Source organism: Streptomyces sp. NPDC001770 (assembly GCF_053596135.1).
Genome location: NZ_JBSFFN010000004.1, coordinates 23986 through 46882 on the forward strand (window position 1 = coordinate 23986; position 22897 = coordinate 46882).

Annotated in this window: 15 protein-coding genes; 2 read left to right on the plus strand and 13 right to left on the minus strand. The window is 72.9% G+C overall.

Translation table 11 applies throughout. The features are described from left to right. Nucleotides 1–12 precede the first annotated feature (12 nt). The 12 genes from ACWCSV_RS05245 to ACWCSV_RS05300 all read right to left on the minus strand — a co-directional run bounded on the left by ACWCSV_RS05245 (nucleotide 13) and on the right by ACWCSV_RS05300 (nucleotide 18287). Entirely contained in the window at nucleotides 13–1716 is a 1704-nt protein-coding gene (locus tag ACWCSV_RS05245; protein ID WP_451138697.1) for a proline--tRNA ligase, read from the minus strand. 116 nt (nucleotides 1717–1832) lie between these two features. Continuing rightward, a complete protein-coding gene (locus ACWCSV_RS05250) occupies nucleotides 1833–2396 on the minus strand; it encodes a GNAT family N-acetyltransferase (RefSeq protein WP_451138699.1) in 564 nt (187 codons plus the stop codon). A 28-nt stretch (nucleotides 2397–2424) separates the two neighbouring features. Next, nucleotides 2425–3192, minus strand: coding sequence for a DUF1684 domain-containing protein (locus ACWCSV_RS05255; protein WP_451138701.1), 768 nt, complete (start codon nucleotides 3190–3192; stop codon nucleotides 2425–2427). 218 nt (nucleotides 3193–3410) lie between these two features. After that, a complete protein-coding gene (locus ACWCSV_RS05260; RefSeq protein ID WP_451139090.1) occupies nucleotides 3411–4253 on the minus strand; it encodes a GNAT family N-acetyltransferase in 843 nt (280 codons plus the stop codon). A 202-nt stretch (nucleotides 4254–4455) separates the two neighbouring features. Continuing rightward, nucleotides 4456–5610, minus strand: coding sequence for a flavodoxin-dependent (E)-4-hydroxy-3-methylbut-2-enyl-diphosphate synthase (ispG, locus tag ACWCSV_RS05265; protein WP_451138703.1), 1155 nt, complete (start codon nucleotides 5608–5610; stop codon nucleotides 4456–4458). A 186-nt stretch (nucleotides 5611–5796) separates the two neighbouring features. Continuing rightward, nucleotides 5797–7107 carry a M50 family metallopeptidase gene (locus tag ACWCSV_RS05270; RefSeq protein WP_451138705.1) on the minus strand — a complete coding sequence of 437 codons (1311 nt, stop codon included), beginning with the start codon at nucleotides 7105–7107 and terminating at the stop codon, nucleotides 5797–5799. Then, nucleotides 7104–8366: a 1-deoxy-D-xylulose-5-phosphate reductoisomerase gene (gene dxr / locus ACWCSV_RS05275; protein WP_451138707.1), complete on the minus strand. Its 1263-nt coding sequence runs from the start codon at nucleotides 8364–8366 to the stop codon at nucleotides 7104–7106. The genes ACWCSV_RS05270 and dxr overlap by 4 nt, the downstream gene beginning before the upstream one ends. Nucleotides 8367–8456: 90 nt before the next feature. Continuing rightward, nucleotides 8457–9704, minus strand: coding sequence for a 3-phosphoshikimate 1-carboxyvinyltransferase (gene aroA / locus ACWCSV_RS05280; RefSeq protein WP_451138709.1), 1248 nt, complete (start codon nucleotides 9702–9704; stop codon nucleotides 8457–8459). A gap of 185 nt (nucleotides 9705–9889) precedes the next feature. After that, nucleotides 9890–11899: an acyl-CoA dehydrogenase family protein gene (locus tag ACWCSV_RS05285; RefSeq protein ID WP_451138711.1), complete on the minus strand. Its 2010-nt coding sequence runs from the start codon at nucleotides 11897–11899 to the stop codon at nucleotides 9890–9892. Between the two features lie 486 nt (nucleotides 11900–12385). After that, nucleotides 12386–13831, minus strand: coding sequence for an aldehyde dehydrogenase family protein (locus ACWCSV_RS05290; RefSeq protein ID WP_451138713.1), 1446 nt, complete (start codon nucleotides 13829–13831; stop codon nucleotides 12386–12388). Nucleotides 13832–14113: 282 nt separating this feature from the next. Continuing rightward, nucleotides 14114–15703, minus strand: coding sequence for a PucR family transcriptional regulator (locus ACWCSV_RS05295; RefSeq protein ID WP_451138715.1), 1590 nt, complete (start codon nucleotides 15701–15703; stop codon nucleotides 14114–14116). A gap of 214 nt (nucleotides 15704–15917) precedes the next feature. After that, entirely contained in the window at nucleotides 15918–18287 is a 2370-nt protein-coding gene (locus ACWCSV_RS05300; protein WP_451138717.1) for an ATP/GTP-binding protein, read from the minus strand. A 435-nt stretch (nucleotides 18288–18722) separates the two neighbouring features. On the opposite strand from ACWCSV_RS05300, the gene gabT reads away from it, so the two are divergent. Next, entirely contained in the window at nucleotides 18723–20063 is a 1341-nt protein-coding gene (gene gabT, locus ACWCSV_RS05305; RefSeq protein ID WP_451138719.1) for a 4-aminobutyrate--2-oxoglutarate transaminase, read from the plus strand. Between the two features lie 391 nt (nucleotides 20064–20454). Further along, nucleotides 20455–21072, plus strand: coding sequence for a phosphatase PAP2 family protein (locus tag ACWCSV_RS05310; protein ID WP_451138721.1), 618 nt, complete (start codon nucleotides 20455–20457; stop codon nucleotides 21070–21072). On the opposite strand, the gene ACWCSV_RS05315 is transcribed toward ACWCSV_RS05310, so the two are convergent. Then, a complete protein-coding gene (locus ACWCSV_RS05315) occupies nucleotides 21060–22889 on the minus strand; it encodes a chitinase (RefSeq protein ID WP_451138723.1) in 1830 nt (609 codons plus the stop codon). The genes ACWCSV_RS05310 and ACWCSV_RS05315 overlap by 13 nt on opposite strands. Nucleotides 22890–22897 lie beyond the last annotated feature (8 nt).

The following is a 22897-nucleotide window of genomic DNA, read 5'->3' on the forward strand; positions in this document are numbered from 1 at the left end:
GGTGCCGGAGGGTCAGACCAGGTCGGCCGCGATGCGGGCGATCGCCTCGTCGACGGTGAGCTCCTCGCGCTCGCCGGTGCGGCGGTCCTTGAGCTCGACCACGCCTTCGGCGGAGCGGCGGCCGGCGACGAGGATGGTCGGCACGCCGATCAGCTCGGCGTCGGTGAACTTCACGCCCGGGGAGACACCCGCGCGGTCGTCGACCAGCACCCGGGCGCCCGCGGCCTTCAGCTTCTCGGAGACCTCCAGGGCCAGCTCGGTCTGGAGCGCCTTGCCGGCGGCGACGACGTGCACGTCGGCCGGGGCGATCTCGCGGGGCCAGCACAGGCCCTTGTCGTCGGCGGTCTGCTCGGCGAGGGCGGCCACCGCGCGGGAGACGCCGATGCCGTAGGAGCCCATCGTGACGCGGACCGGCTTGCCCTGCTGGCCGAGGACGTCGAGGGAGAAGATGTCGGCGTACTTGCGGCCGAGCTGGAAGATGTGGCCGATCTCGATGGCGCGGTCCACCTGGAGGCCGGTGCCGCACTTCGGGCAGGGGTCGCCGGCCTCGACGACGACGACGTCGAGGTAGTCGTCCACCTCGAAGTCGCGGCCCGCCACGACGTTCTTCGCGTGCTTGCCGTCCTGGTTGGCGCCGGTGATCCAGGAGGTGCCGACGGCGACGCGGGGGTCGGCGATGTAGCGGACCTTCTCCAGGCCCTGCGGGCCGACGTAGCCGCGCACCAGGTCGGGGCGGCCCACGAAGTCCTCGGCGGTGACGAGCTCCACCACGGCGGGGGCGAGGTGCTCGCCGAGCTTGCCGAGGTCGACCTCGCGGTCGCCGGGAACGCCGACGGCGACGATTTCGCCGTCGACCTTGACCAGGAGGTTCTTCAGGGTGGCGGAGGCCGGGACGCCGAGGTGGGCGGCGAGGGTCTCGATGGTCGGGGTGTCGGGGGTGTCCAGCTCCTCGACCGGGCCGTGTGCCGAACCGTGGACGACGGTGGCCTTGAAGGTCACGGCCTCGGTGTTGGCGGCGTAGTCGCAGTTCGGGCAGTCGACGAAGGTGTCCTCACCGGCGGGCGCCGGGGCGAGGAACTCCTCCGAGGCCGAACCGCCCATGGCGCCGGAGACGGCGGAGACGATGCGGTGGTCGAGGCCGAGGCGCTCGAAGATCCGGATGTACGCGGCGCGGTGCAGCTGGTACGCCTCGGCCAGACCCTCGTCCGTGGTGTCGAAGGAGTACGAGTCCTTCATCTGGAACTCGCGGCCGCGCAGCACACCGGCGCGGGGGCGGGCCTCGTCGCGGTACTTGGTCTGGATCTGGTAGAGGATCACGGGCAGGTCCTTGTAGGACGAGCACATGTCCTTGACGACCTGGGTGAAGATCTCCTCGTGGGTGGGGCCGAGGAGGTAGTCGGCGCCCTTGCGGTCCTTGAGGCGGAAGAGCAGGTCGCCGTACTCGTCGTACCGGCCGCTCGCCTCGTACGCCTCCTTGGGCAGCAGCGCGGGGAGCAGCACCTCCTGGCCGCCGATGGCGTCCATCTCCTCGCGGACGACGCGGGTGATGTTCTCCAGGACCTTCTTGCCCAGGGGCAGCCAGGACCAGATTCCGGCGGCGGTGCGGCGGACGTAACCGGCCCGGACCAGCAGCTTGTGGTTGAGCGTCTCGGCGTCCGCCGGGTCGTCGCGCAGTGTCTTGATCATCAATCGGGACATGCGCTGGACCTGGGCCATGATGAACTCCTGCTCGACTGTGTCTTCCGGGGGGACGCCCCCGGACCCCCGAAGGTGATGGGGCCGAGATTAGCCGGGTCGCCCGCGCGGGCGGAAATCCGTTCAGATTCCGCGCTTCAGATTCCGCGGCGCAGTGGAAGCGGGGCTCCCATCACCGCGTACGGCAGCGGGGCGCTGGGGAAGACGACCCGGCGGGCGAGGTCGCGGTAGCCGAGGCCGCGGTAGAGACCGCGTGCGGGGCTGTCGGTGTCGATGGCCGACAGGATGGAGCGCGGCTCGGCGGCGGAGTCGGTCAGTCCGGTGATGAGCGCGCGGCCGATGCCGTGCTGCTGGAACTCGGGGTGGACGTGGAGTTCGGTGATGACGAAGGAGTCGTCGAGCCACTCGGCGGTACCGGCCGCGCGCAGGTAGGGCTCGACCACCCCCGACCACCAGTGGGCGCGGTCGTTGGGCAGCCCGTAGACGAAGCCGAGCAGCCGTCCCGAGGGGGCGGTGGCGCCCAGCGCGCGGGCGCCGGGGAGGGTGAGGTGGCGCAGCACGATCTGGCGGCGTACGGCGACCTCGCCGGGGCCGAGTCCGAAGGCGAGGGCCTGCACCTGGAGCGCCTCGTCCACGCGGGACGCGAGGTCGAGCGGCCCGATCAGGGGTGGTTCGCTGAGGTCTCCGGGAAAGTGCGGCATGGCACCGGAGACTACTCCGGCCGGGGTATCAGTGCGCCGGGGTACCGGGCTCCTTGGTGACGGGGAGCTTCTCGCCGGCTTCGACGGGCAGGTGGAGGCGGTTCTGGCGGGGCGGCATCGGGCAGTTGTACTGGTCGGAGAAGCCGCAGGGCGGTACGAAGGCGCGGTTGAAGTCGAGGGTGACCCGGTCGCTTCCGGCCTCGTGCGGGACGAAGAGGAACCGTCCGGCGCCGTAGGTGGAGTCCCCGTTGGTGGGGTCGCCGAAGACCAGCAGCAGGGTGCCGTCGTCGTCGAAGGCGCTCAGGGTGTACGGGGTGCCGTCCACGCTGAGGGTGATGTCGCCGGGGACGACCAGGTCGCGGGTGCCGCCGTTGTCGCGGATGTGCTCGAACGCGACCTTGCGGGCGCCTTCGACAGGGGTGTACGCGGCGTCGAGCACCCAGGCCGGGTCGTACGGGAAAGTGTCGATCCGCTCGAAGGAGTGGATCGCGGGGGCCTCGGCGTCCCAGAAGCGGAGGAAGTGTTCGGGGGCCCCGCTGACCGGTTCGGTCCGCTCGACGACCGTCACCGTGACGCTGTCGGGCAGCCCCGCGCCGGCCGCGACGGGGTCGGGCACCTCTCCGGGGGCCATCGGGCGGGTCTCCACCAGGGCGAGGTTGCCGGTGGGGGCGCTGACGGAGGCGCGGCGCTCCTCGCGCCACGCCTCCCAGGCCGTACGGGCGTCCGTTCCCGCCGGGGCGGCGGCGGTGACGGGCGGGGCTGCGTGGTCGTCGGCGGGGGGCGCGGTCTCGGTCATCGGCGTGCTCATTCGCGTCGGAGGGCTGCGGTGTCCCGGACGTGCCGGTCCGCGGCCCTCAGCGGCCCCCCTGCCGACTATAGGTCGACTTGGCGACACCCACCCGGGCCCGGCGCCGTCCGGCCCGGCCGGATCGCGGCCTCGTGCTCCGGGCGCGGGCAGGGGCCGCGCCGCCGTCGGCACAGGACGCTCGGAACGAGGCTCCCGGAACGGGACGCTCAGAACAGGACGCTCATGAAGGCGCCGGTCTCCCGGAAGCCGACCCGGCTGTACGCCCTGCGGGCCGCGGTGTTGAAGTCGTTCACGTAGAGGCTGACCAGTGGGGCCACGTCGGCCAACGCGTGGTTGAGCACGGCGGACATACCCGTCTCGGAGAGGCGGCGGCCGCGGAACTCCGGGGCGACCCAGACCCCCTGGATCTGGCAGGCCCGGTCGGTCGCGGCACCGATCTCGGCCTTGAAGACCACCTTGCCGTCGTCGATGCGGGCGAAGGAGCGGCCCGCGCCGATGAGTTCGGCGACCCGCGCCTGGTAGAGCAGTCCGCCGTCGCCGGCGAGCGGGGAGACCCCGACCTCCTCGGTGAACATCGCCACGCAGGCGGGCAGGATCACGTCCATCTCGTCCTTGCGGATCCGGCGGACGTACGGGTCGGGGTCCACGGTGGTGGAGGGCCGGTCGGTGACCATCAGCGGCTGGTTGGCGCGGACCTCGCGGGCGGGTCCCCAGCCGGGTTCGAGGAGGCGCCACAGCAGGGCGGTGGATTCGACGGGCCCGACGATGGAGGAGCAGCGGCGCCCGGCCCTGCGGGCGCGGTCCGCGAAGGCGCGTACGGCGTCGGGTCCCGCGCAGATGGGGACGAGGTTGGCGCCGGAGTAGCAGAGCGAGCGGAGCATGCCGTCCGCGTACCAGCCCCACATCTCGCCGCCCAGCCGCCACGGGTCGAGCCCGGCGATCTGAACACGGGAGGTCACGAAAGCGTTGGCCACGGGGTCGCTCTCCAGAATGGCCAGAGCGGCGCCGAGGTCACTGGGTTCGAGGACCCGGGTGGTGGTGTGCGTCAACACGAGGGGGCCTCACCATACGGTCTGCTGATTTCCGCACTGTACCCAACAAGGCTGTGGGGCGCCGCCCGCATCCGCAGGGCGGGCAGTGCACCGCACGGAGTCGGCCACGGGAACGGCGCCGCGCCCCGCCCGGACGGTGTCGTCTTGGCGGGGCGCGGAGGGTTCGGGTGGACCGGTCGACCCGGTACGAGCCCGGTCGTCAGCTGACGGCGACCTGCGGCTCGCCCGAGGCGATGCCGTCCTTCTCCATCTGCTCGGCGATCTTCAGCGCCTCCTCAATGAGGGTCTCGACGATCTTCGACTCGGGGACGGTCTTGATGATCTCGCCCTTCACGAAGATCTGGCCCTTGCCGTTGCCGGAGGCGACACCGAGGTCGGCCTCGCGGGCCTCGCCCGGGCCGTTGACGACGCAGCCCATGACGGCGACGCGCAGCGGCACCTCCATGCCTTCGAGGCCGGCGCTGACCTGGTCCGCGAGCTTGTACACGTCGACCTGGGCGCGACCGCAGGACGGGCAGGAGACGATCTCCAGGCGGCGCTGCTTGAGGTTGAGGGACTCCAGGATCTGGAGGCCGACCTTGACCTCCTCGGCCGGCGGGGCCGAGAGCGAGACGCGGATGGTGTCGCCGATGCCCTCGGAGAGCAGCGCGCCGAAGGCGACGGCGGACTTGATGGTGCCCTGGAACGCCGGACCGGCCTCGGTGACGCCGAGGTGCAGCGGGTAGTCGCACGCGGCGGCCAGCTGGCGGTAGGCGTTGACCATGACGACCGGGTCGTTGTGCTTGACCGAGATCTTGATGTCGCGGAAGCCGTGCTCCTCGAAGAGGGACGCCTCCCAGAGAGCGGACTCCACCAGGGCCTCGGGGGTGGCCTTGCCGTACTTCTTCAGCAGCCGGGCGTCGAGGGAACCGGCGTTCACGCCGATCCGGATCGGCGTGCCGGTCGCGCTCGCGGCCCGCGCGATCTCCTTGACCTTGTCGTCGAACTGCTTGATGTTGCCCGGGTTCACCCGGACCGCGGCACAGCCGGCGTCGATGGCGGCGAAGACGTACTTGGGCTGGAAGTGGATGTCGGCGATGACCGGGATCTGCGACTTCCTGGCGATGGTGGCCAGGGCGTCGGCGTCGTCCTGCGTCGGGCACGCGACCCGCACGATCTGGCAGCCGGACGCGGTCAGCTCGGCGATCTGCTGGAGCGTCGCGCCGATGTCCGAGGTGCGCGTCGTCGTCATCGACTGCACCGAGACGGGCGCGTCCCCGCCGACGGCCACCGATCCGACCTGGATCTGGCGGCTGACGCGTCGGTCGGCGAGCTTGGTCGGAACGGACGGCATTCCGAGAGAAATCGCAGTCATGCGCTGAGCATCCCCAAGGTGTGGATCGAGGCCCGGAAATCGGCGGGCTACAGCTTTCGAGGTTACGGCACCGGAGGTCGGGCGAGCGCATCCCCCGGGTCAAAACACCGACGGGCGCCCGTCGGCGGTGCGGCCGGACGCCACACGGGCGCCCGGCCGCCACTCCTGACCCGTACGGGACCGCGGTCAGGAGATCTTGACCGGGTTCACGATGTCGGCGACGAGCACCAGGAGCGTGAAGCAGATGAAGATTCCGGCCACCACGTAGGCGACCGGCATGAGCTTCGCCACGTCGAAGGGGCCCGGGTCCGGCCGCTTGAAGACCTTGGCCAGATTGCGGCGCAGCGCCTCCCAGAGGGCGCCCGCGATGTGCCCGCCGTCCAGGGGCAGCAGCGGCAGCATGTTGAAGAGGAAGAGCGAGAGGTTGAAGCCGGCCAGCAGGAACAGCATCATCGCGATCTGGTTCTGCGCGGGAACGTCGAGGGTCATCACCTCACCGCCGATCCGGGCGGCTCCGACCACGCCCACCGGGGAGTCGTCGGCGCGTTCACCGCCGTCGAAGGCGGCGTTCCACAGCCCGGGGATCTTGGAGGGCAGGGAGATGATCGAGTCGACGCCGTTCTCGATCATGTCGCCCATCCGCACGACGGAGTCGCCGAAGGAGAGCGGCACGATCTCGCTGCGGGCGGCGAACCCGAGGTAGCCCGCCTCCTCCCACTTGCCCGCGACGGCCTCGCCCTTGTCGTCCTTCTTCACCACGGTGTTCTTCGCCAGGACGGCGTGGAGGGTGACCTCCTGGCCGCCCCGCTGGACGGTGATGTCGGCGGGGCCGATGGTCTGCCGGATGAGGTCGGAGAGCTTGTCCCAGTCGTCGACCTTCGCGCCGTCGAAGGCGACGATCTTGTCGCCCTCGTGCAGCCCGGCGGCGAGCGCCGGGGAGACCGGGTCGCCGGGGGCGCACTTCTCGCGCTTCTCGCTCTGCTCGATGACGCACTTCTGGACCCCCGCCACCTCGGTGGTGTTGGTCTGGAAGCCGAAGGTCATGGCGACGCCGAGGAAGATCGCGACGGCCAGGACCAGGTTCATGAACGGTCCGGCGAACATCACGATCACACGCTTCCACGGCTTGCGCGTGTAGAAGAGGCGGCTCTCGTCGCCGGGTTCGAGCTCCTCGAAGGCGGCGGATCTGGCGTCCTCGATCATGCTGCGCCAGGGCGAGGTGGAGCGCGCCTCGATCCTGCCGTCCGGCCCGGGCGGGAACATGCCGATCATCCGGATGTAGCCGCCGGCCGGGATGGCCTTGAAGCCGTACTCCGTGTCGCCCTTCTTGCGCGACCAGATGGTGGGGCCGAAGCCGACCATGTACTGCGGGACCCGGATGCCGAAGAGCTTGGCCGTGGAGAGATGGCCGAGCTCGTGCCAGGCGATCGAGAACAGCAGTCCCACGACGAAGACGGCGATCCCCAGGACCGTCAGCAGGATCGTGCTCAGACTCATGCGTGCGCCTCCGCCGTCGACTTCGCCGAGAGTTCACGGGCCCGGGCGCGCGCCCAGGTCTCCGCTTCCAGGACGTCCGCGACCGTCAGTGAAGTTCCCGGGGCGGGGGTGCCGTGCTCGGCCACCACCGCGGTGACGGTGTCCATGATGCCGTTGAAGGGGAGCGCGCCGGACAGGAACGCGTCGACGCACTCCTCGTTGGCGGCGTTGAAGACCGCCGGTGCGGTCCCTCCCAGGGCGCCCACGTGCCGGGCGAGGCCGACGGAGGGGAACGCCTCGGTGTCCAGCGGGAAGAACTCCCAGGTGGAGGCCTTGGTCCAGTCGAAGGCCGGGGCGGCGTCCGGGACGCGCTGCGGCCAGCCGAGCCCGACGGCGATGGGACCCCGCATGTCGGGCGGGGTGGCCTGGGCGAGCGTGGAACCGTCGGTGAACTCGACCATGGAGTGCACGTACGACTGCGGGTGGACGACGACCTCGATGCGCTCGAACGGGATGTCGTAGAGGAGATGCGCCTCGATGACCTCCAGCCCCTTGTTGACGAGGGTCGCGGAGTTGATCGTGATGACCGGGCCCATCGCCCAGGTGGGGTGGGCGAGCGCCTGCTCCCGGGTGACGTCCGCCAGTTCGCCGCGCGTACGTCCCCGGAACGGGCCGCCGGACGCGGTGACGACGAGCTTCGCCACGTCGGCGCGGGTGCCGGCGGCGATGGCCTGGAAGAGCGCGGCGTGCTCGGAGTCGACCGGGATGATCTGGCCGGGCGCGGCCAGCGCCTTGACCAGGGGGCCGCCGACGATGAGCGACTCCTTGTTGGCCAGGGCGAGGGTGCGGCCCGCCTTCAGCGCGGCCAGCGTCGGCGCGAGGCCGATGGAGCCGGTGATGCCGTTGAGCACGGTGTGGCACGGGCTCGCGGCGAGGGTGGCGGCGGCGTCGGGGCCGGCCAGGATCTCGGGGAGCGGCTCCCCCGTGCCGTACTCCGCGCGCAGCGCCTCGCGCAGGGCGGGTACGGCGTCCTCGGCGGCGACGGCGACCGTGTCCACCCCGAGCCGGCGTGCCTGGGCGGCGAGCAGGGCGACCCGCCCGCCCGCCGCCGAGAGCGCGGTGACCCGGAAGCGGTCGGGGTTGCGCAGCACCAGGTCGGTGGCCTGGGTTCCGATGGACCCGGTGGAGCCGAGGATCACGAGGTCCCGGCGGCCTTCCGTCGCGTCGTGGACGAGATGCGGATCGGCGAGGGGGGCAGGGCTGTCGGTCATGCCCCCCATTGTTGCCGCTCCCGCTGTGCGCGAGGACAGGGCGTCCCCGCGGCACTTCCCCCGGATGCCGGACCGGTACTCGCCGGCCGGCCTCCCGCGCTACCTCTCCAGGACCGGCAGGCCCTTGGCGAACTCCGCGAACACCTGGTGGAAGTCCGGGAAGGTCTTGCGTACGCAGCCCGGGTCGTCGTACGTGGTGCCGGGGTTGCGCAGCGCGGCGACGGCGAAGGACATGACGATGCGATGGTCGCCGTGGGTGGCGATCACGGCGGGGCGCGGGGTCCCGGGGTGGATCTCGATCCAGTCGGGTCCGGTGCGCACGGTGATGCCCATGGCGCGGAGGTTCTCGGCGCACGCCTCCAGCCGGTCGCACTCCTTGACCCGGGTGTTGGCCACGTCCTCGATCCGGACCGGCCCGTCGGCGTACGGGGCGAGGGCGGCGAGCGTCGGCATGGTGTCGGAGATGTCGCGCATGTTGACCGTGATGCCGCGCAGGGTGCCGTCGGAGCGGACCGTGGTGGCGTCCTCGGTGATCGTCACGTCGGCGCCCATCCGCCGCAGCACGTCGACGAAGCGGAGATCGCCCTGGAGGGCGCCGGTGCCGAGGCCGGGGACGGTGACCTCGCCGCCGGTGAGGGCGGCGGCGGCGAAGAAGTAGCTGGCGGTGGAGGCGTCCGGCTCGACGGCGTACGTGGTGGCGCGGTAGCCGCCGGCCGGCACGGTGAACGTGTTCCCCTCGCGGGTGACGTCGGCCCCGAAGTCCCGCATCATCGCGAGCGTGATCTCGATGTACGGCGCCGAGACCAGCTCGGTCACGTCGATCGTCAGGCCCGTGGCCGTCAGCGGACCGAGCATCAGCAGGGCGGTGAGGTACTGCGAGGACTCCCCCGCGTCCAGGGTGATCCGGCCGCCCTCGATGCCGGCGGCGTGCACCCGCAGTGGGTGGTGGCCGTCCGCCTCGTCGTGGCGCAGGTCGACGCCGAGGGTGCGCAGCGCCCGGCTGAGCGGGGCGAGCGGGCGGCGGCGCATCTGCGCGGAGGCGTCGAAGCGGTACGTGCCGGAGGGTGCGGCGGAGACGAGGGTGGGCAGGAAGCGGGCCGTGGTCGCGCCGTCGCGGCAGAAGACGTCGGCGTCGGTGACGCCGGGCCCGGACGGGCGGCCCCCTATGTGCCAGCGGTCCGGCTCCTTCGTGACCGCGTAGCCGAGGCGGGTGAGGCCCTCGGCGAACCCCTCGGTGTCGTCCGACCCGAGCGGGTGGAGGAGGGTGGTGGTGCCGTCCGCGGCCGCGGCGAGGAACAGGGCGCGGGCGGTGACGGACTTGGAGCCGGGAATCTGGATGACGGTCACGGCGGGTCATTTTGCCGTGTCCCCGGGCGAGGGGCGGGGCGCGTCCAGCGGGTGGACGCGCCCCGGGTCCGGTGCGGCACGGGCCCTGTGCGACACGGGTCCGGTGTGACTCGGACTCGATGCGGCGCGGGGCTCGGCGGACCTCCGGGCTCGGCGGATCTCCCGGATCGGCGGACCTCCCGGGATCAGCGGTACGGGCGGCGGGCGTTCTCGCCCCGGGCCGGGCCGGGGGTGGCGTCCGCGATCCAGGGGCCGTCCCCGCTGGGGTCGATGACCCCCTCCTCCAGCCAGGTGTACGCGCCCGCGAGGACCCGGTCGACCACCCGCCGGTCCAGGTCGTCGGTGTTGGCCCAGAGGCGCCCGAAGAGTTCCTCGGTCCTGAGCCTGGCCTGCCGGCAGAAGGCGTCGGCGAGCTGGTAGGCCTCGCGTCCGTGCTCGCCCTGGCCGCGCAGCAGTTCGGCGCGGACGCAGGCGGCGCTCATCGCGAAGAGTTCGGCGCCGATGTCGACGGTCCGGCCCAGGAACCCCTGCTTGGTCTCCATCCGGCCCTGCCAGCGCGACATCGCGTAGAAGGTGGAGCGGGCCAGCCGGCGGGCGGCGCGTTCGGCGTACCGCAGGTGGTGGGAGAGGTCGGGGTGTCCGGCGGGCCGGAACTCCGCGTACGAGCTGGGCAGCTGGCCGGGTCCGGCGACCAGTTTCGGCAGCCAGCGGGCGTAGAACCCGGCCGCGGCCGCGCCCGCCCTGGCCTTGTCGGCGAGCGGCTTCTCCGGGTCGATGAGGTCGCCGGCCACCTTGAGGTGGGCGTCGACCGCCTCACGGGCGATCAGCAGATGCATGATCTCGGTCGACCCCTCGAAGATCCGGTTGATCCGCATGTCGCGGAGCATCTGCTCGGCGGGGACGGCCCGTTCGCCGCGGGCGGCGAGGGAGTCGGCGGTCTCGAACCCGCGTCCGCCGCGGATCTGCACCAGTTCGTCGGCGATCCGCCAGCCCATTTCGGAGCCGTACAGCTTGGCGAGCGCGGCCTCGATCCGGATGTCGTTGCGGTCCTCGTCGGCCATCTGGGAGGCGAGGTCGACCACCGCCTCCAGCGCGAAGGTGGTGGCGGCGATGAAGGAGATCTTCGCGCCGACCGCTTCGTGCCGGGCGACGGGCCTCCCCCACTGCTCGCGGACGGCCGACCATTCGCGGGCGATCTTCAGGGACCACTTGCCGACCCCGACGCACATGGCCGGCAGCGAGAGCCGGCCGGTGTTGAGCGTGGTCAGCGCGATCTTGAGCCCGGCGCCCTCGGGGCCGATCCGGTGGGCGGCGGGCACCCGCACCTTGTGGAAGCGGGTGACGCCGTTCTCGATCCCGCGCAGCCCCATGAAGGCGTTGCGGTGCTCCACGGTGATGCCCGGCGAGCCGGCCTCCACCACGAACGCCGTGATGCCGCCCGCGTGGTCCGGGCCCTCGGGCACCCGGGCCATGACGACCAGCAGGTCGGCGACGACCCCGTTGGTGGTCCAGAGCTTCACGCCGTCGAGGACGTAGTCGTCGCCGTCCGGTACGGCGGTGGTGGCGAGCCGGGCGGGGTCGGAGCCGACATCGGGCTCGGTGAGCAGGAACGCCGAGATGTCGGTACTGGCGAGCCGGGGCAGGAAGGTGTCCTTCTGCTCCTGGGTGCCGAACATCTTCAGCGGCTGCGGTACGCCGATCGACTGGTGGGCCGAGAGCAGCGCGCCGATCGCGGGGCTGGCCGAGCCGGCCAGCGCGAGGGCCCGGTTGTAGTAGACCTGGGTGAGGCCGAGGCCGCCGTACTTCGGGTCGATCTTCATGCCGAGCGCACCGAGCTTCTTCAGTCCGGCGATCACCTCGTCGGGGATGCGCGCCTCGCGTTCGATGAGGGCGCCGTCGACGTGGGCGAGGCAGAACGCGCGCAGCCGGGCGAGGAACTCCTCGCCCCGCCTGACGTCCTCGCCGGCGGGCAGCGGGTGCGGGTGGATCAGGTCGAGGCGGAGCCTCCCGAGGAAGAGCTCCTTGGCGAAGCTGGGCCGGTGCCAGTCCTGCTCGCGCGCGTCCTCGGCGACCCGGCGCGCCTCGCGCTCGGTCACCCTCGCCTGCGGCGGATGGGAGCGGGACGCCGAGGTCCTGGCCGGATCGGCCGCGTCGGGGCGTTCGGGGAGGTCCTGCGGGACCTGCGGTGCGGACATGGGGGCTCACCTCTCCGCGGGGCGGATCGGGGGACGGCCTGACGGCGGGTGACCGGCTCCGCGCCCGCGGGGTTGCGGCCGGTGGCACACGTCCGTATCTACCTGATTCGTCCCACCCCCACCACCGCAGCGGCGGGTGGCCGGGGACCAGGGCGTGTCGTCCGGCTCGCCCTGCGCACCGGTCACCTCAACGTGCGCTTCCCGCGCGCCATGGAACGAATCGGCCTGGTGCACGAGGGGACGCTGTGCACGAGGGGACGCCGGGCCGCCGCATGCGGCGGTCCGACGGCTCCCGCCGCGACTCGGTGTACCGCGTCCTGCCGGCGGACGAGTGGCCCGCCGCGCGCGAGCGGCCGGCCGGGTCGCGGCCAGGACCACGCCCCCGGGGTGACCGGGGCCCGGGCACAGGCACCCCGGGACGGGAACGCCGACGGCCGGAGCCCCCGCACAGCGGGCTCCGGCCGTGGTGAGGCGTAGGAATTCCGCCTACAGCGCGAGGCCGGTCAGGACCAGGACGCGCTCGTAGGTGTAGTCGTCCATCGCGAAGCGGACGCCCTCGCGGCCGACGCCGGACTGCTTGGCGCCGCCGTACGGCATCTGGTCGGCGCGGTACGAGGGGACGTCGCCGATGATCACGCCGCCGACCTCCAGGGCGCGGTGGGCGCGGAAGGCGGTCTGCAGGTCGTGGGTGAAGACGCCCGCCTGCAGGCCGTACTTGGAGGAGTTGACGGCGGCGAACGCCTCCGCCTCGCCGTTCACCTTCTGGATCGACATGACCGGCCCGAAGACCTCCTCGTGGGCGAGGGTGGCCGAGTCGGGGAGGCCGGCCAGGACGGTCGGCGCGTAGGTGGCGCCGTCCCGCTTGCCGCCGGTGAGGAGCTGGGCGCCCGCGGCGACGGCCTCGTCGACCCAGGACTCGACGCGCCTGGCCGCGTCCTCGCTGACGAGCGGGCCGACGTCGGTGGCGTCGTCGGAGGGGTCGCCGGTGACCAGGGCCTCGGTGGCGGCGACGATCTTCGGGACGAGGCGGTCGTGGAGCGAGGCGTCGACGATGACCCGCTGCACCGAGATGCAGGACTGGCCGCCCTGGTAGTTGGAGAAGGTCGCGATGCGGCTCGCGGCCCAGTCCAGGTCCTCCTCGGAGGCGTAGTCGCCGAGGACCACGGCCGCGCCGTTGCCGCCGAGCTCCAGGGTGCAGTGCTTGCGCGGTACCGATTCCATGATCGAGTAGCCGACCGGACCGGAGCCGGTGAAGGAGATCACCGGCAGCCGCTCGTCCTGGACCAGGGCGGGCATCCGGTCGTTCGGGACCGTCAGCACCGACCAGGAACCGGCCGGCAGGTCGGTCTCGGCCAGCAGTTCGCCGAGGATCAGCGAGGAGATCGGGGTGGCCGGGGCGGGCTTGAGGATGATCGGGGCGCCGACGGCGATCGCCGGGGCGACCTTGTGGGCACTCAGGTTGAGCGGGAAGTTGAACGGGGCGATGCCGAGGACCGTGCCGCGCGGGAAGCGGCGGGTGAGGCCGAGGCGGCCGGTGCCGCCGGCGTCGGTGTCCAGGCGCTGGGAGTCGCCGCCGTTGTGCCGGCGGGCCTCCTCGGCGGCGAACCGGAAGACGGAGACGGCGCGGCCGACCTCGCCGCGGGCCCACTTGACCGGCTTGCCGTTCTCGGCGGAGATCACTCGGGCGATCTCCTCGGTGCGCTCCACGAGGCGGCGTACGACGTGGTCGAGCGCGGCGACCCGGACATGCGCGGGGGTCGCGGCGAACTCCTCGCGTACGGCGTGGGCGGCGGCGACGGCCTCCTCGATCTGCGCGTCGGTCGGCACGCTGACGGTACCGACGAGCCGGCCGTCCCACGGGTTGGTGACGGCGAAGCTGTCCTCGCCGGTGGCCTGGCGGCCGGCCAGCCAGAAGGCGTGGGTGGAAGTCATGGAGGTCCGGCCCTTCGGAGGTCGTGTGGTGCGTGTGGTGCCCGTCGCGTGACGTGCGGGGAGGGAGTCGGCGGCTGCCCGTCGTCGCGGTGCCGCCGGACGCCCCCGCCCACCGTAGGACGGCACCCGGCGCGTGAGGTTTGTCCGTGATGGAGCAGGCGGCACGGGCGGGGCGCCGAATTGTCGAAGGCGGGCGGACGGGCCTTTCCGGGCCCGGTCCGCCCCGGCCGCGCCCCCTCGGCCTCAGCCGTCGGCGAGGACGTCGCCGTCAGCCGTCAGCCGTCAGCCGTCAGCCGTCGGCGAGGACGTCGCCTTCAGGGCCAGCCAGAGTTCCATCCGGGCGTCCGGGTCGTCGAGCGAGCGCCCGAGGATCTCCTCCACCCGCCGCATCCGGTACCGCAGGGTGTGCCGGTGCACCCCGAGGTCGGCGGCGGCCGCGTCCCACTGGCCGTGCCGGGAGAGCCAGGCGCGCAGGGACGCCACCAGGTCGCCCCTGCCCTTGGCGTCGTGCTCGCGCAGGGCGCGGAGCATGCCGTCCGCGAAGGCGCGTACCGCGTCGTCCGCGAGGAGCGGCAGGACCGACCCGGCCGCCAGTTCCTCGTGCTCCACGAGGGCCTTGCCCCGGCGGCGGGCGACCGAGAGCGCCTGTTCGGCCTGCTTGTACGCGGCGGAGACCGTTATCGGCCCGGCGGGGGCGGAGAGCCCGACCACGATCGGCGCTCCCTCCGCGCCTGTGTCGCGCGCCGGCCGGGCGTCCTGCGCCTCGGCATAGGTGGTGCACGCGGCGACCGCCGCGCCCCCGTCCACGGCCAGCACCACGAGGCGCTCTCCGTCGGGGACCGCGAGGAGCGGTTCGCCGGACCGGGTGGCCGCCGTGTCCAGGGCCTCGGCGAGGGCCTCCGCCACGGCGGTACCGGTCGTACCCGACGGAGCCGCCGGTTCCGCGATCAGCAGCCGGAACGGGGCGTCGAACAGCCCGCCCCAGAGGTCCCCCGCGACGGCCCGCGCGTGGTCGGACTCCCCGGAGAGCAGCATCCGCAGCACCGCGGCGCCCAGGCGCTGTTCGGCGCCGTGCAGCGCGCGCGAGCGGGCCGTGGTCAGGGTGAGCAGGGCGACGGCCGAGTTGACGGCGTACCGCTCGGCGGTGCCCGGGGCGGCGCCCGTACCGACGGCGAGAACGCCCCGGGCCCGGCGGCCGGTGCCCAGGGTCTGGAGTTCGACCCGGTCCTCGGCGGAGCCCACGACGGCGCTCGACGGCGCGGGCCGCTCCCGCAGCCTGGCCGCGTCGGGGGTGAGCCGGGCGGCCCGGCGGGCTGCCCACTCGGGCGCGACCGCGACGACCGCGCCGGAGGTGTCGTAGAGGGCGGCCCAGCCGTCGACGTGCGCGGCGAGCCGGGTCAGCAGGGGCACGGGGCCTTCGGAGGCGAGCGCGGCTCTGGTCAGTTCCCGCTGGGCCTCGAACCCGGCGGTGACCGCGCGGTACTGGTCGGCCGCGATGGCGGCGGAGACCGCCTTGCTGATGGCGATGAACGGGGTCGGCCGGGGCACTTCCAGGAGCGGCATCCCCGCCTCCTCGGCCGCGTCCACGAGCGCCGCGGGGACCGCCTCGTGCACGACGCCCACGGCGAAGCCGAGACCGGCGACCCCGGCGGCGGTCAGCCGCCGCACGTAGCGGCGCATCTCCTCCGGGTTCTCGGCGTCGAGGTTGGCGGCGGTCACGAGCAGCAGCTCGCCGCCGTCCATGTACGGAACGGGGTCGGCGAGCTCACTGGCGTGGGCCCAGCGCACCGGGGTGTCGAGCCGGTCCGCCGCGGCGCGGACACGGAGCTTGAGGGCCGAGTGCTGGACGAGGGAAGCGAGCGTGGGTGGCATGGAACGAAACCCTCGGGTCGAGTGGGTCGGGTCGGGCCGTCGGAAGCCGGCTCGGGTCACCGGCGTCACATTGCGCCGTCCTGTACGAACGGCCACCTCCGATTCTGCCAGGGCGGCGCAATCGCCACGCCGCCCCGGCCGAACCGTTCCGTCATCCCGGCCGGACCCCCTGCCTGCACTCGGCCCGTCCGCCGGCGCCCGGCTCGTCCTCAGCTCATCCGCCGAGCTCCACCAGGAGCGGCGGGGTGTGCTCGCCCGCGACGTTCGTCAGCGAGACCACCGCGTGGCCGGCCGGCACCGCGTACGCCAGCTCGGAGGCCGACCACCGCTCCCGCTCGACCCGGCGCACGGTCACCGCGTCGCGGGTCACCGCCTTCCCGGTCACCAGCTTGCGCAGCGCGTGCAGAGCGCGGGTGACGCTCTGGTCGGCGAAGACGGCGTGCTGGGCGACCTCGCGGGTCTCCATCCACTCCTTGCCCCACGCCTCCGAAAAGCGCTTGCCGTCCCAGGTGGTGACCCCGGCGAACGCCATGCCGCACCCGACCGCACCCAGCAGCGCGGTGTGCAGCCGCTCGGGGACGTCGTCGACGGTCCGCAGGGTGAGCAGCACGCCCGCGTTCACCGAACGGAGCCGGCGGATGCCGCGCACGGTCTCGTCGGTGACGGCCCGGGTCGCATCGTCCAGGACGAGCCCGAGGAACAGGGTGCGGTCCGGGCGGGCGGCGGCGACGGCGGTGAACTGGGCGAGCACCAGCCGGGCGAGGAGCCGGGACGCCTCGGCGTGCGCGCGTTCGGGCAGGTCGATCCGGACCCGCAGCGGCAGCTGCTCCATCGACCGCAGGGAGAAGGGTGCGGCGTCGGCGCCGGTGTCGAAGGAGGCGGCGAGCGCGGGCCGGTCGAGCAGGGCGAGCCGGTCGGCCAGGACCGGGCCGGGGTCGCCGGGGCCGCCGGACTGCCGGGCGCGGGCGTCGAGCTCCCGGAGCATCGTGCGGTGGCCACCGGCCTCCGCGGCGTCCCGCAGACCCGCGAGCGCGGCCGGGTGGCCGTCGAGGAGTTCCCGCAGTTCCGGCACGGACGGGAAGACCCCGTGCACCGCCCGGTACGGGCCGAGCAGCTGGGCCAGCACGGTGACGGCCCGGCGTACGTCGACCGTCTCCACGTCTCCGGCGAGCCCCTCGGCGAGGACCGCCGCCGCCTCGTCGGGGTCGGTGGTGCCGCCGTACAGGTCGAGGCCGTGGGTGGCCCCCTGGCCGCCGATCCGCACGACGACGTCGTAGAGGTCGTCGGGCCCGAGGTCGGTGCCGCCCCCGCCCACGGCGAGTACGGCGGCCCGCCCGGCGAGCGCCTGGAGGGCGAGGCATTCGACGACCGGGCGCACCAGCCGGGCCGACTTGCCGCTGCCGGGCGGCCCGACCGCCAGCAGCGAGGTGCCGAGCAGGGCGGGTTCCAGCGCGAGGCCGGAGCCGCGCCGGACGTAGGGGTTGTGCGGGTCGGCGGAGCAGCGGCCGATACGGACCTGGCCGGTGAGCAGGTCGTGGGCGACGGTCCGCGCGGGGAGGTCGCGGCGGCCGGAGGGGTGCAGGAAGGCGGCGCCGCCCCGGCGGAGCACGGCTTCGGTGAACGGGGGAAGGGCCTCGGGCCGTTGCCGTGCCGCGGCCCAGGCCTGCCGGAGCCGGGCGCAGTCCACGTCGTTCATCCGCCCGGCCCGGACCTCCGCGGTGAGTGTCTCGGCGGCCTCGGTCTGCCCGGCCGCCCGGAGCTCGGGCCAACGGGCCGGGGAGCGCTCGGGGTCGGCCGTGGCGGGTCCGGCCGCCGCGCCGTCCGCCGGGGAGGCGGGCTTCCGGCGGCCGGTGAGCAGGGAGCGCCACCCGCCGAGGACGGCGAAGGGGGCGAGCACGGCGAGGGTGATCGCCGCGTACATCCAGTTGGAGGCGGCCTGGCTCTGGAGGAACTGTCCGCCCGCGACGGACACCACGAGCGCGAACACGGGGTCCGCGACCGGGATCGTCTCCTTCCACACCAGGAGCTCCGCGAAGCCGGCGAGCCCGAGCGCGGTCACCGCCCGGAACGGCTGTCCGCGCTCCGCGACGTACCGGCGGAAGACCTCGGACCAGTTGCCCAGCCGGCCGCAGCCGTAGAGGAGGACGCCGAAGAGGATTCCCTCGTACACGCTGATGGCGTCGCGGCCCTGGACGGTGGCCGGGCTGTTGGTGCCCGCGTACCACCAGTCGCTCGGGGTGAAGGCCCGCAGAGGCACCAGGCGGTACGGGAGGTAACCGTTGCGCCAGAGCGACCAGACCAGGATGCCGGCGAGTACGGAGATCAGGGCGCCGGTCAGCAGCTGGCGCCCCTCGGCCTCCTCGGACTTCTCGGGGGGCGGGGGCCGGTGGCCGTACCGCCAGACGCCCGGTTCCTCGACCGGGCGCGGCGCGCTCAGCCAGGCGTCGACCGGGGGCACCGCCGAGGGGGCGTTGCGGGGGCGGGGCGGGGCGGAGGGCGGCGGCGCGGCAGGGGGCGGCCCCACGGGATGCGGTACCCGCCCCGACCGCGTGTCCCGAGCACCGTACGTGCCGTCGTTCTCCATGAACCGTTCCCCCTGACCAGCCAGGTCCGTCCGCTGCCCCGGCCAATCTAGTGGGCGGGGACGGGGAGTTCAGCAAAGGCGCCCGGATGGTGGGCACAGCCGTACGGGTTTCCCGGAGCGGGCCGGCCCGGGCGACGGGCCGAAAGGCCGGACGGCGGCGCTTGTCCGTCCCGTACTCCCCGTCCCCGTTCCGTCCGCTCTCGTTCCGGCTGCCCTCGTCATGACTGCCCTCGTTCCGTCCGCTCTCGTTCCGTCCGCTCTCGTTCGTCCGCCCTCGTTCTGTCCGCCCTCGTTCTGTCCGCCGCGGACAAGGACACACCTCCACCACTACCGATCGGAGCATGACCAGCTCCCCCGCGCGCCCCTAGCCTGCAGACAGGAGACGCGTCCGCGCGCACCACCCCCCGTCCGCACCACCACCCCCAGGAGCCCCCCATGTCCGCAATCCCGCAGGAGCGCCGCGTCGTCACCGCGATCCCCGGCCCGAAGTCGGTGGAGCTGCAGGCCCGCCGTGTCGCCGCGGTCGCCGCAGGCGTGGGCTCCACGCTGCCCGTCTTCACCGCGCGCGCCGGTGGCGGGATCATCGAGGACGTGGACGGCAACCGTCTGATCGACTTCGGCTCCGGCATCGCCGTGACGTCCGTGGGCGCCTCCGCCGAGACTGTCGTACGCCGCGCCTCCGCGCAGCTCGCCGACTTCACCCACACCTGCTTCATGGTGACGCCGTACGAGGGGTACGTGGAGGTCTGCGAGCAGCTCGCAGAGCTCACCCCGGGCGACCACGCCAAGAAGTCCGCACTCTTCAACTCGGGCGCCGAGGCCGTCGAGAACGCGGTGAAGATCGCCCGCGCCTACACCAAGCGCACCGCGGTCGTCGTCTTCGACCACGGCTACCACGGCCGGACGAACCTCACGATGGCGCTGACGGCGAAGAACATGCCGTACAAGCAGGGCTTCGGACCGTTCGCCCCCGAGGTCTACCGCGTCCCGGTCGCGTACGGCTACCGCTGGCCGACCGGCGCCGAGAACGCAGGCGCCGAGGCGTCCGCGCAGGCCATCGACGAGATCACCAAGCAGATCGGCGCGGAGAACGTCGCGGCGATCATCATCGAGCCGGTGCTCGGCGAGGGCGGCTTCATCGAGCCGGCCAAGGGCTTCCTGCCGGCCATCGCGCAGTTCGCCCAGGACAACGGGATCGTCTTCGTCGCCGACGAGATCCAGTCCGGCTTCTGCCGCACCGGCCAGTGGTTCGCGTGTGAGGACGAGGGCATCGTCCCGGACCTGATCACCACCGCCAAGGGCATCGCGGGCGGTCTGCCGCTCTCCGCCGTCACGGGCCGCGCCGAGATCATGGACGCCGCGCACGCGGGCGGCCTCGGCGGCACCTACGGTGGCAACCCGGTCGCCTGCGCCGGTGCGCTCGGCGCGATCGAGACGATGCGCGAGCTGGACCTGAACGGGAAGGCCAAGCGCATCGAGGAGGTCATGAAGGACCGCCTCTCCGCGATGCGGGACAAGCTGCCGAACGGCGACATCATCGGTGACATCCGCGGTCGCGGTGCCATGATCGCGATCGAGCTCGTGAAGTCCGGTTCCAAGGAGCCCGACGCGGAGGCCGCGGGCAAGCTGGCGAAGGCCTGCCACGCCGAGGGCCTGCTGGTGCTGACCTGCGGCACCTACGGGAACGTGCTGCGCTTCCTGCCGCCGCTGGTCATCGGGGAGGACCTGCTGAACGAAGGCCTCGACATCATCGAACAGTCCTTCGCGACCCTCTGATCCGTACGAACGCGAATCCCCAGCGGAGAGCCCCTTCCAGGGGATTCGCGGCAGGGGAGTGAGGGCCTGTGAAGAAGGTGTGCGGGGGCGATGGCGGGATCACGTGGCGTCTGTCCTCCGGGCGCCCTCTGCCGTACGGTTTCGGCAGATGAGAGAAACACCCCGTCCGCGGGACACCGCGGACAGCACCGGACCGGAGCTTCCCCGGCACCTGTCCGGTGGCGCCTTGGCGCGCACCACTGGAGCCTCCGGCTCCGGAACTCCTCACCGATCGGACGGCCGCCCGCCCCACACCCCCCGGGGCGCGCGGCGAACCGATCCGGCCGGCCGTCCCGGAACAACCCCCCCTGTTCCCGGGCGGCCGGCCCTCCTTTTCTCCTGGGTCGGCCTGATGGCTGTCCTCTTCGCACTGACCACCTGGCAGGTGGTGGCCGCCGGCCCGCTGCTGCGGCTCGACGAGCGCGTCGGCAGAGACCTCATCGGCCACGGCCCCGCCGGGGTCGCCCAGGCCTTCTCCGATCTCGGCGGGATGCCGGTCGCCCTGCCGGTCCTCGCGCTCACGCTGCTGTACGCGCTGTGGCGCGGCGCCCGGGGCACCGTGCTGATCGCGGCGCTCACCATGGTGGCGGTGCCGCTCGTGGTCGTACCGATGAAGCTCCTGGTGGACCGCCAGGGGCCGCTGGTGCCCTACACCGGCTACTACCCGTCCGGCCATACGGCGACCGCGGCGGTGGCGTACGGGGCTTCGGCCCTGCTCCTGATGGCGTACACGCCCCGGCGCTGGATGGCGCCCGTCGCCGCCGCCCTGCTGACGGCGGCGACGGGCGCCGGTCTGATGCTGCGGGGTTACCACTGGCCGCTCGACGTGCTCGGCAGCCTGTGGCTGAGCGGTCTGCTGCTCGTCCCGCTGTGGTGCGCCCGGCGGTGGCCGGGCCGGGCCGGTACCGGTGGAGCCCCGGCCGGGGAGGGACCCGCGGCCGGGAACCAGGACCGGGATCAGCCGAAGTAGGCGTCGAAGTTCCGCGCGAATTCACCGTTGTTGAAGCGGTCCCAGTTGATCGACCAGGTCATCAGGCCGCGCAGCCCCGGCCAGGTGCCGTGGGTCTGGTAGGTCCCGCAGTCGGTCTTCTTCGTCAGGCAGTTCAGCGTCTTGGTGACCTCGGCGGGGGCGGTGTAACCGTTGCCGGCCTGGGTGGAGGCGGGGAGGCCGACAGCGATCTGGTCGGGCCGGAGCGCCGGGAAGATCTTCGTCTGGTCGCCTGCGACCGGGAAGCCGGTGAGCATCATGTCGGTCATGGCGATGTGGAAGTCGGCGCCGCCCATCGAGTGGTACTGGTTGTCCAGGCCCATGATGGAGCCCGAGTTGTAGTCCTGGACGTGCAGCAGGGTGAGGTCGTCGCGCAGGGCGTGGATCACCGGCAGGTAGGCACCGGCGCGCGGGTCCTGACCGCCCCAGGGGCCCGATCCGTAGTACTGGTAGCCGAGCTGGACGAAGAAGGTCTCCGGCGCCATGGTGAGCACGAAGCCGGAGCCGTACTTGGCCTTGAGGGTCTTCACCGCCGCGATCAGGTTGACGATGACGGGCGTGGTGGGTGAGCGGAAGTCGGTGTCACCGGTGTTCAGCGAGAGGGAGTGCCCCTCGAAGTCGATGTCCAGGCCGTTCAGTCCGTAGGTGTCGATGATCTTGGACACCGAGGTGACGAAGGCGTCCCGGGCGGCCGTGGTGGTGAGCTGGACCTGGCCGTTCTGGCCGCCGATCGAGATCAGCACCTTCTTGCCGGCCGCCTGCTTGGCGGCGATGGCCGCCTTGAACTCGGCCTCCGACTCGACGTTCGGGCACTCGGTGACCGGGCAGAGCGAGAAGCGGATGTCGCCCGAGGTGACGGAGGTCGGCTCGCCGAACGCCAGGTCGATGACGTCCCAGGAGTCGGGCACGTCGGCCATCCGGGTGTAGCCGGAGCCGTTGGCGAAGCTGGAGTGGAGGTAGCCGACGAGCGCGTGCGCGGGCAGCCCGGCGTTGTTCCCGCCGCCGGTGGAGCCGGTGGCGGCGGTCGTCGCGGCGACGGCGGCGGACTTCGCCGACTCACCGGCCGAGTTGGTGGCGGTGACCTGGAAGCTGTACGCGGTGGAGGCGGTGAGGCCGGTCACGGTGGTGGAGGTGCCGGTGACCGTGGCGACCTTCGTGCCGCCGCGGTAGACCTGGTAGCCGGTGGCGCCGGAGGAGGCCGTCCAGGACAGCGGTACGGAGGTGGCGGTCGGGGTGCCGGCCGTCAGTCCGGTGGGGGCGGCGGGCACGGTGACCGGGGCGCCGCCGGGGCCGATCAGGCTGAGGTCGTCCGCGTAGTAGGCGGAGGTGCCGTACCAGCCGTGGGTCCAGACCGTGACGGACGTGGTGGCGGAGCCGGTGGTGAAGGTGGTCTTGAGCTGCTTCCACGCGCCGGAGGACTGCGTCCAGGTGGAGACGTCGGTGGTGCCGGTACCGGACGCGCCGAGGTAGACGTAGTCGCCCTGGACCCAGGCGCTCAGCGTGTACGTGGAGCCGGGCTTCACCGTGACGGTCTGGGCGCAGTTGGCGTAGTCGCTGCCGGCCGGGGTCGCCTTCAGTGCGGACGCGCCGCCGTGGACGGGCGTGCTGACGACGGCTCCGCTCCCGGCCGAGCAGGTCCAGTCGGTCAGGCCCGACTCGAATCCGCCGTTGCGCGCCAGGTCGGTGTCGGCGGCCGAGGCCGCCGGGGCGACGGCGGCGAGGGTGCCGGCCGCCAGCAGGGTCACGGAAAGGGCGGCCAGAACTCTGGTGAATCGGGCAGGACATCGCGTGCGTTCCACAACTGCCT

Excerpts from the sequence above, each read along its gene's own strand:
- ACWCSV_RS05295 (WP_451138715.1), bottom strand. The coding sequence starts at position 15,703 with ATGCCACCCACGCTCGCTTCCCTCGTCCAGCACTCGGCCCTCAAGCTC.
- ACWCSV_RS05250 (WP_451138699.1), bottom strand. The coding sequence starts at position 2,396 with ATGCCGCACTTTCCCGGAGACCTCAGCGAACCACCCCTGATCGGGCCG.
- ACWCSV_RS05245 (WP_451138697.1), bottom strand. The coding sequence starts at position 1,716 with ATGGCCCAGGTCCAGCGCATGTCCCGATTGATGATCAAGACACTGCGC.
- gabT (WP_451138719.1), top strand. The coding sequence starts at position 18,723 with ATGTCCGCAATCCCGCAGGAGCGCCGCGTCGTCACCGCGATCCCCGGC.
- ACWCSV_RS05255 (WP_451138701.1), bottom strand. The coding sequence starts at position 3,192 with ATGACCGAGACCGCGCCCCCCGCCGACGACCACGCAGCCCCGCCCGTC.
- ACWCSV_RS05285 (WP_451138711.1), bottom strand. The coding sequence starts at position 11,899 with ATGTCCGCACCGCAGGTCCCGCAGGACCTCCCCGAACGCCCCGACGCG.
- ispG (WP_451138703.1), bottom strand. The coding sequence starts at position 5,610 with ATGACTGCGATTTCTCTCGGAATGCCGTCCGTTCCGACCAAGCTCGCC.
- ACWCSV_RS05290 (WP_451138713.1), bottom strand. The coding sequence starts at position 13,831 with ATGACTTCCACCCACGCCTTCTGGCTGGCCGGCCGCCAGGCCACCGGC.
- ACWCSV_RS05270 (WP_451138705.1), bottom strand. The coding sequence starts at position 7,107 with ATGAGTCTGAGCACGATCCTGCTGACGGTCCTGGGGATCGCCGTCTTC.
- ACWCSV_RS05310 (WP_451138721.1), top strand. The coding sequence starts at position 20,455 with ATGGCTGTCCTCTTCGCACTGACCACCTGGCAGGTGGTGGCCGCCGGC.
- ACWCSV_RS05300 (WP_451138717.1), bottom strand. The coding sequence starts at position 18,287 with ATGGAGAACGACGGCACGTACGGTGCTCGGGACACGCGGTCGGGGCGG.
- dxr (WP_451138707.1), bottom strand. The coding sequence starts at position 8,366 with ATGGGGGGCATGACCGACAGCCCTGCCCCCCTCGCCGATCCGCATCTC.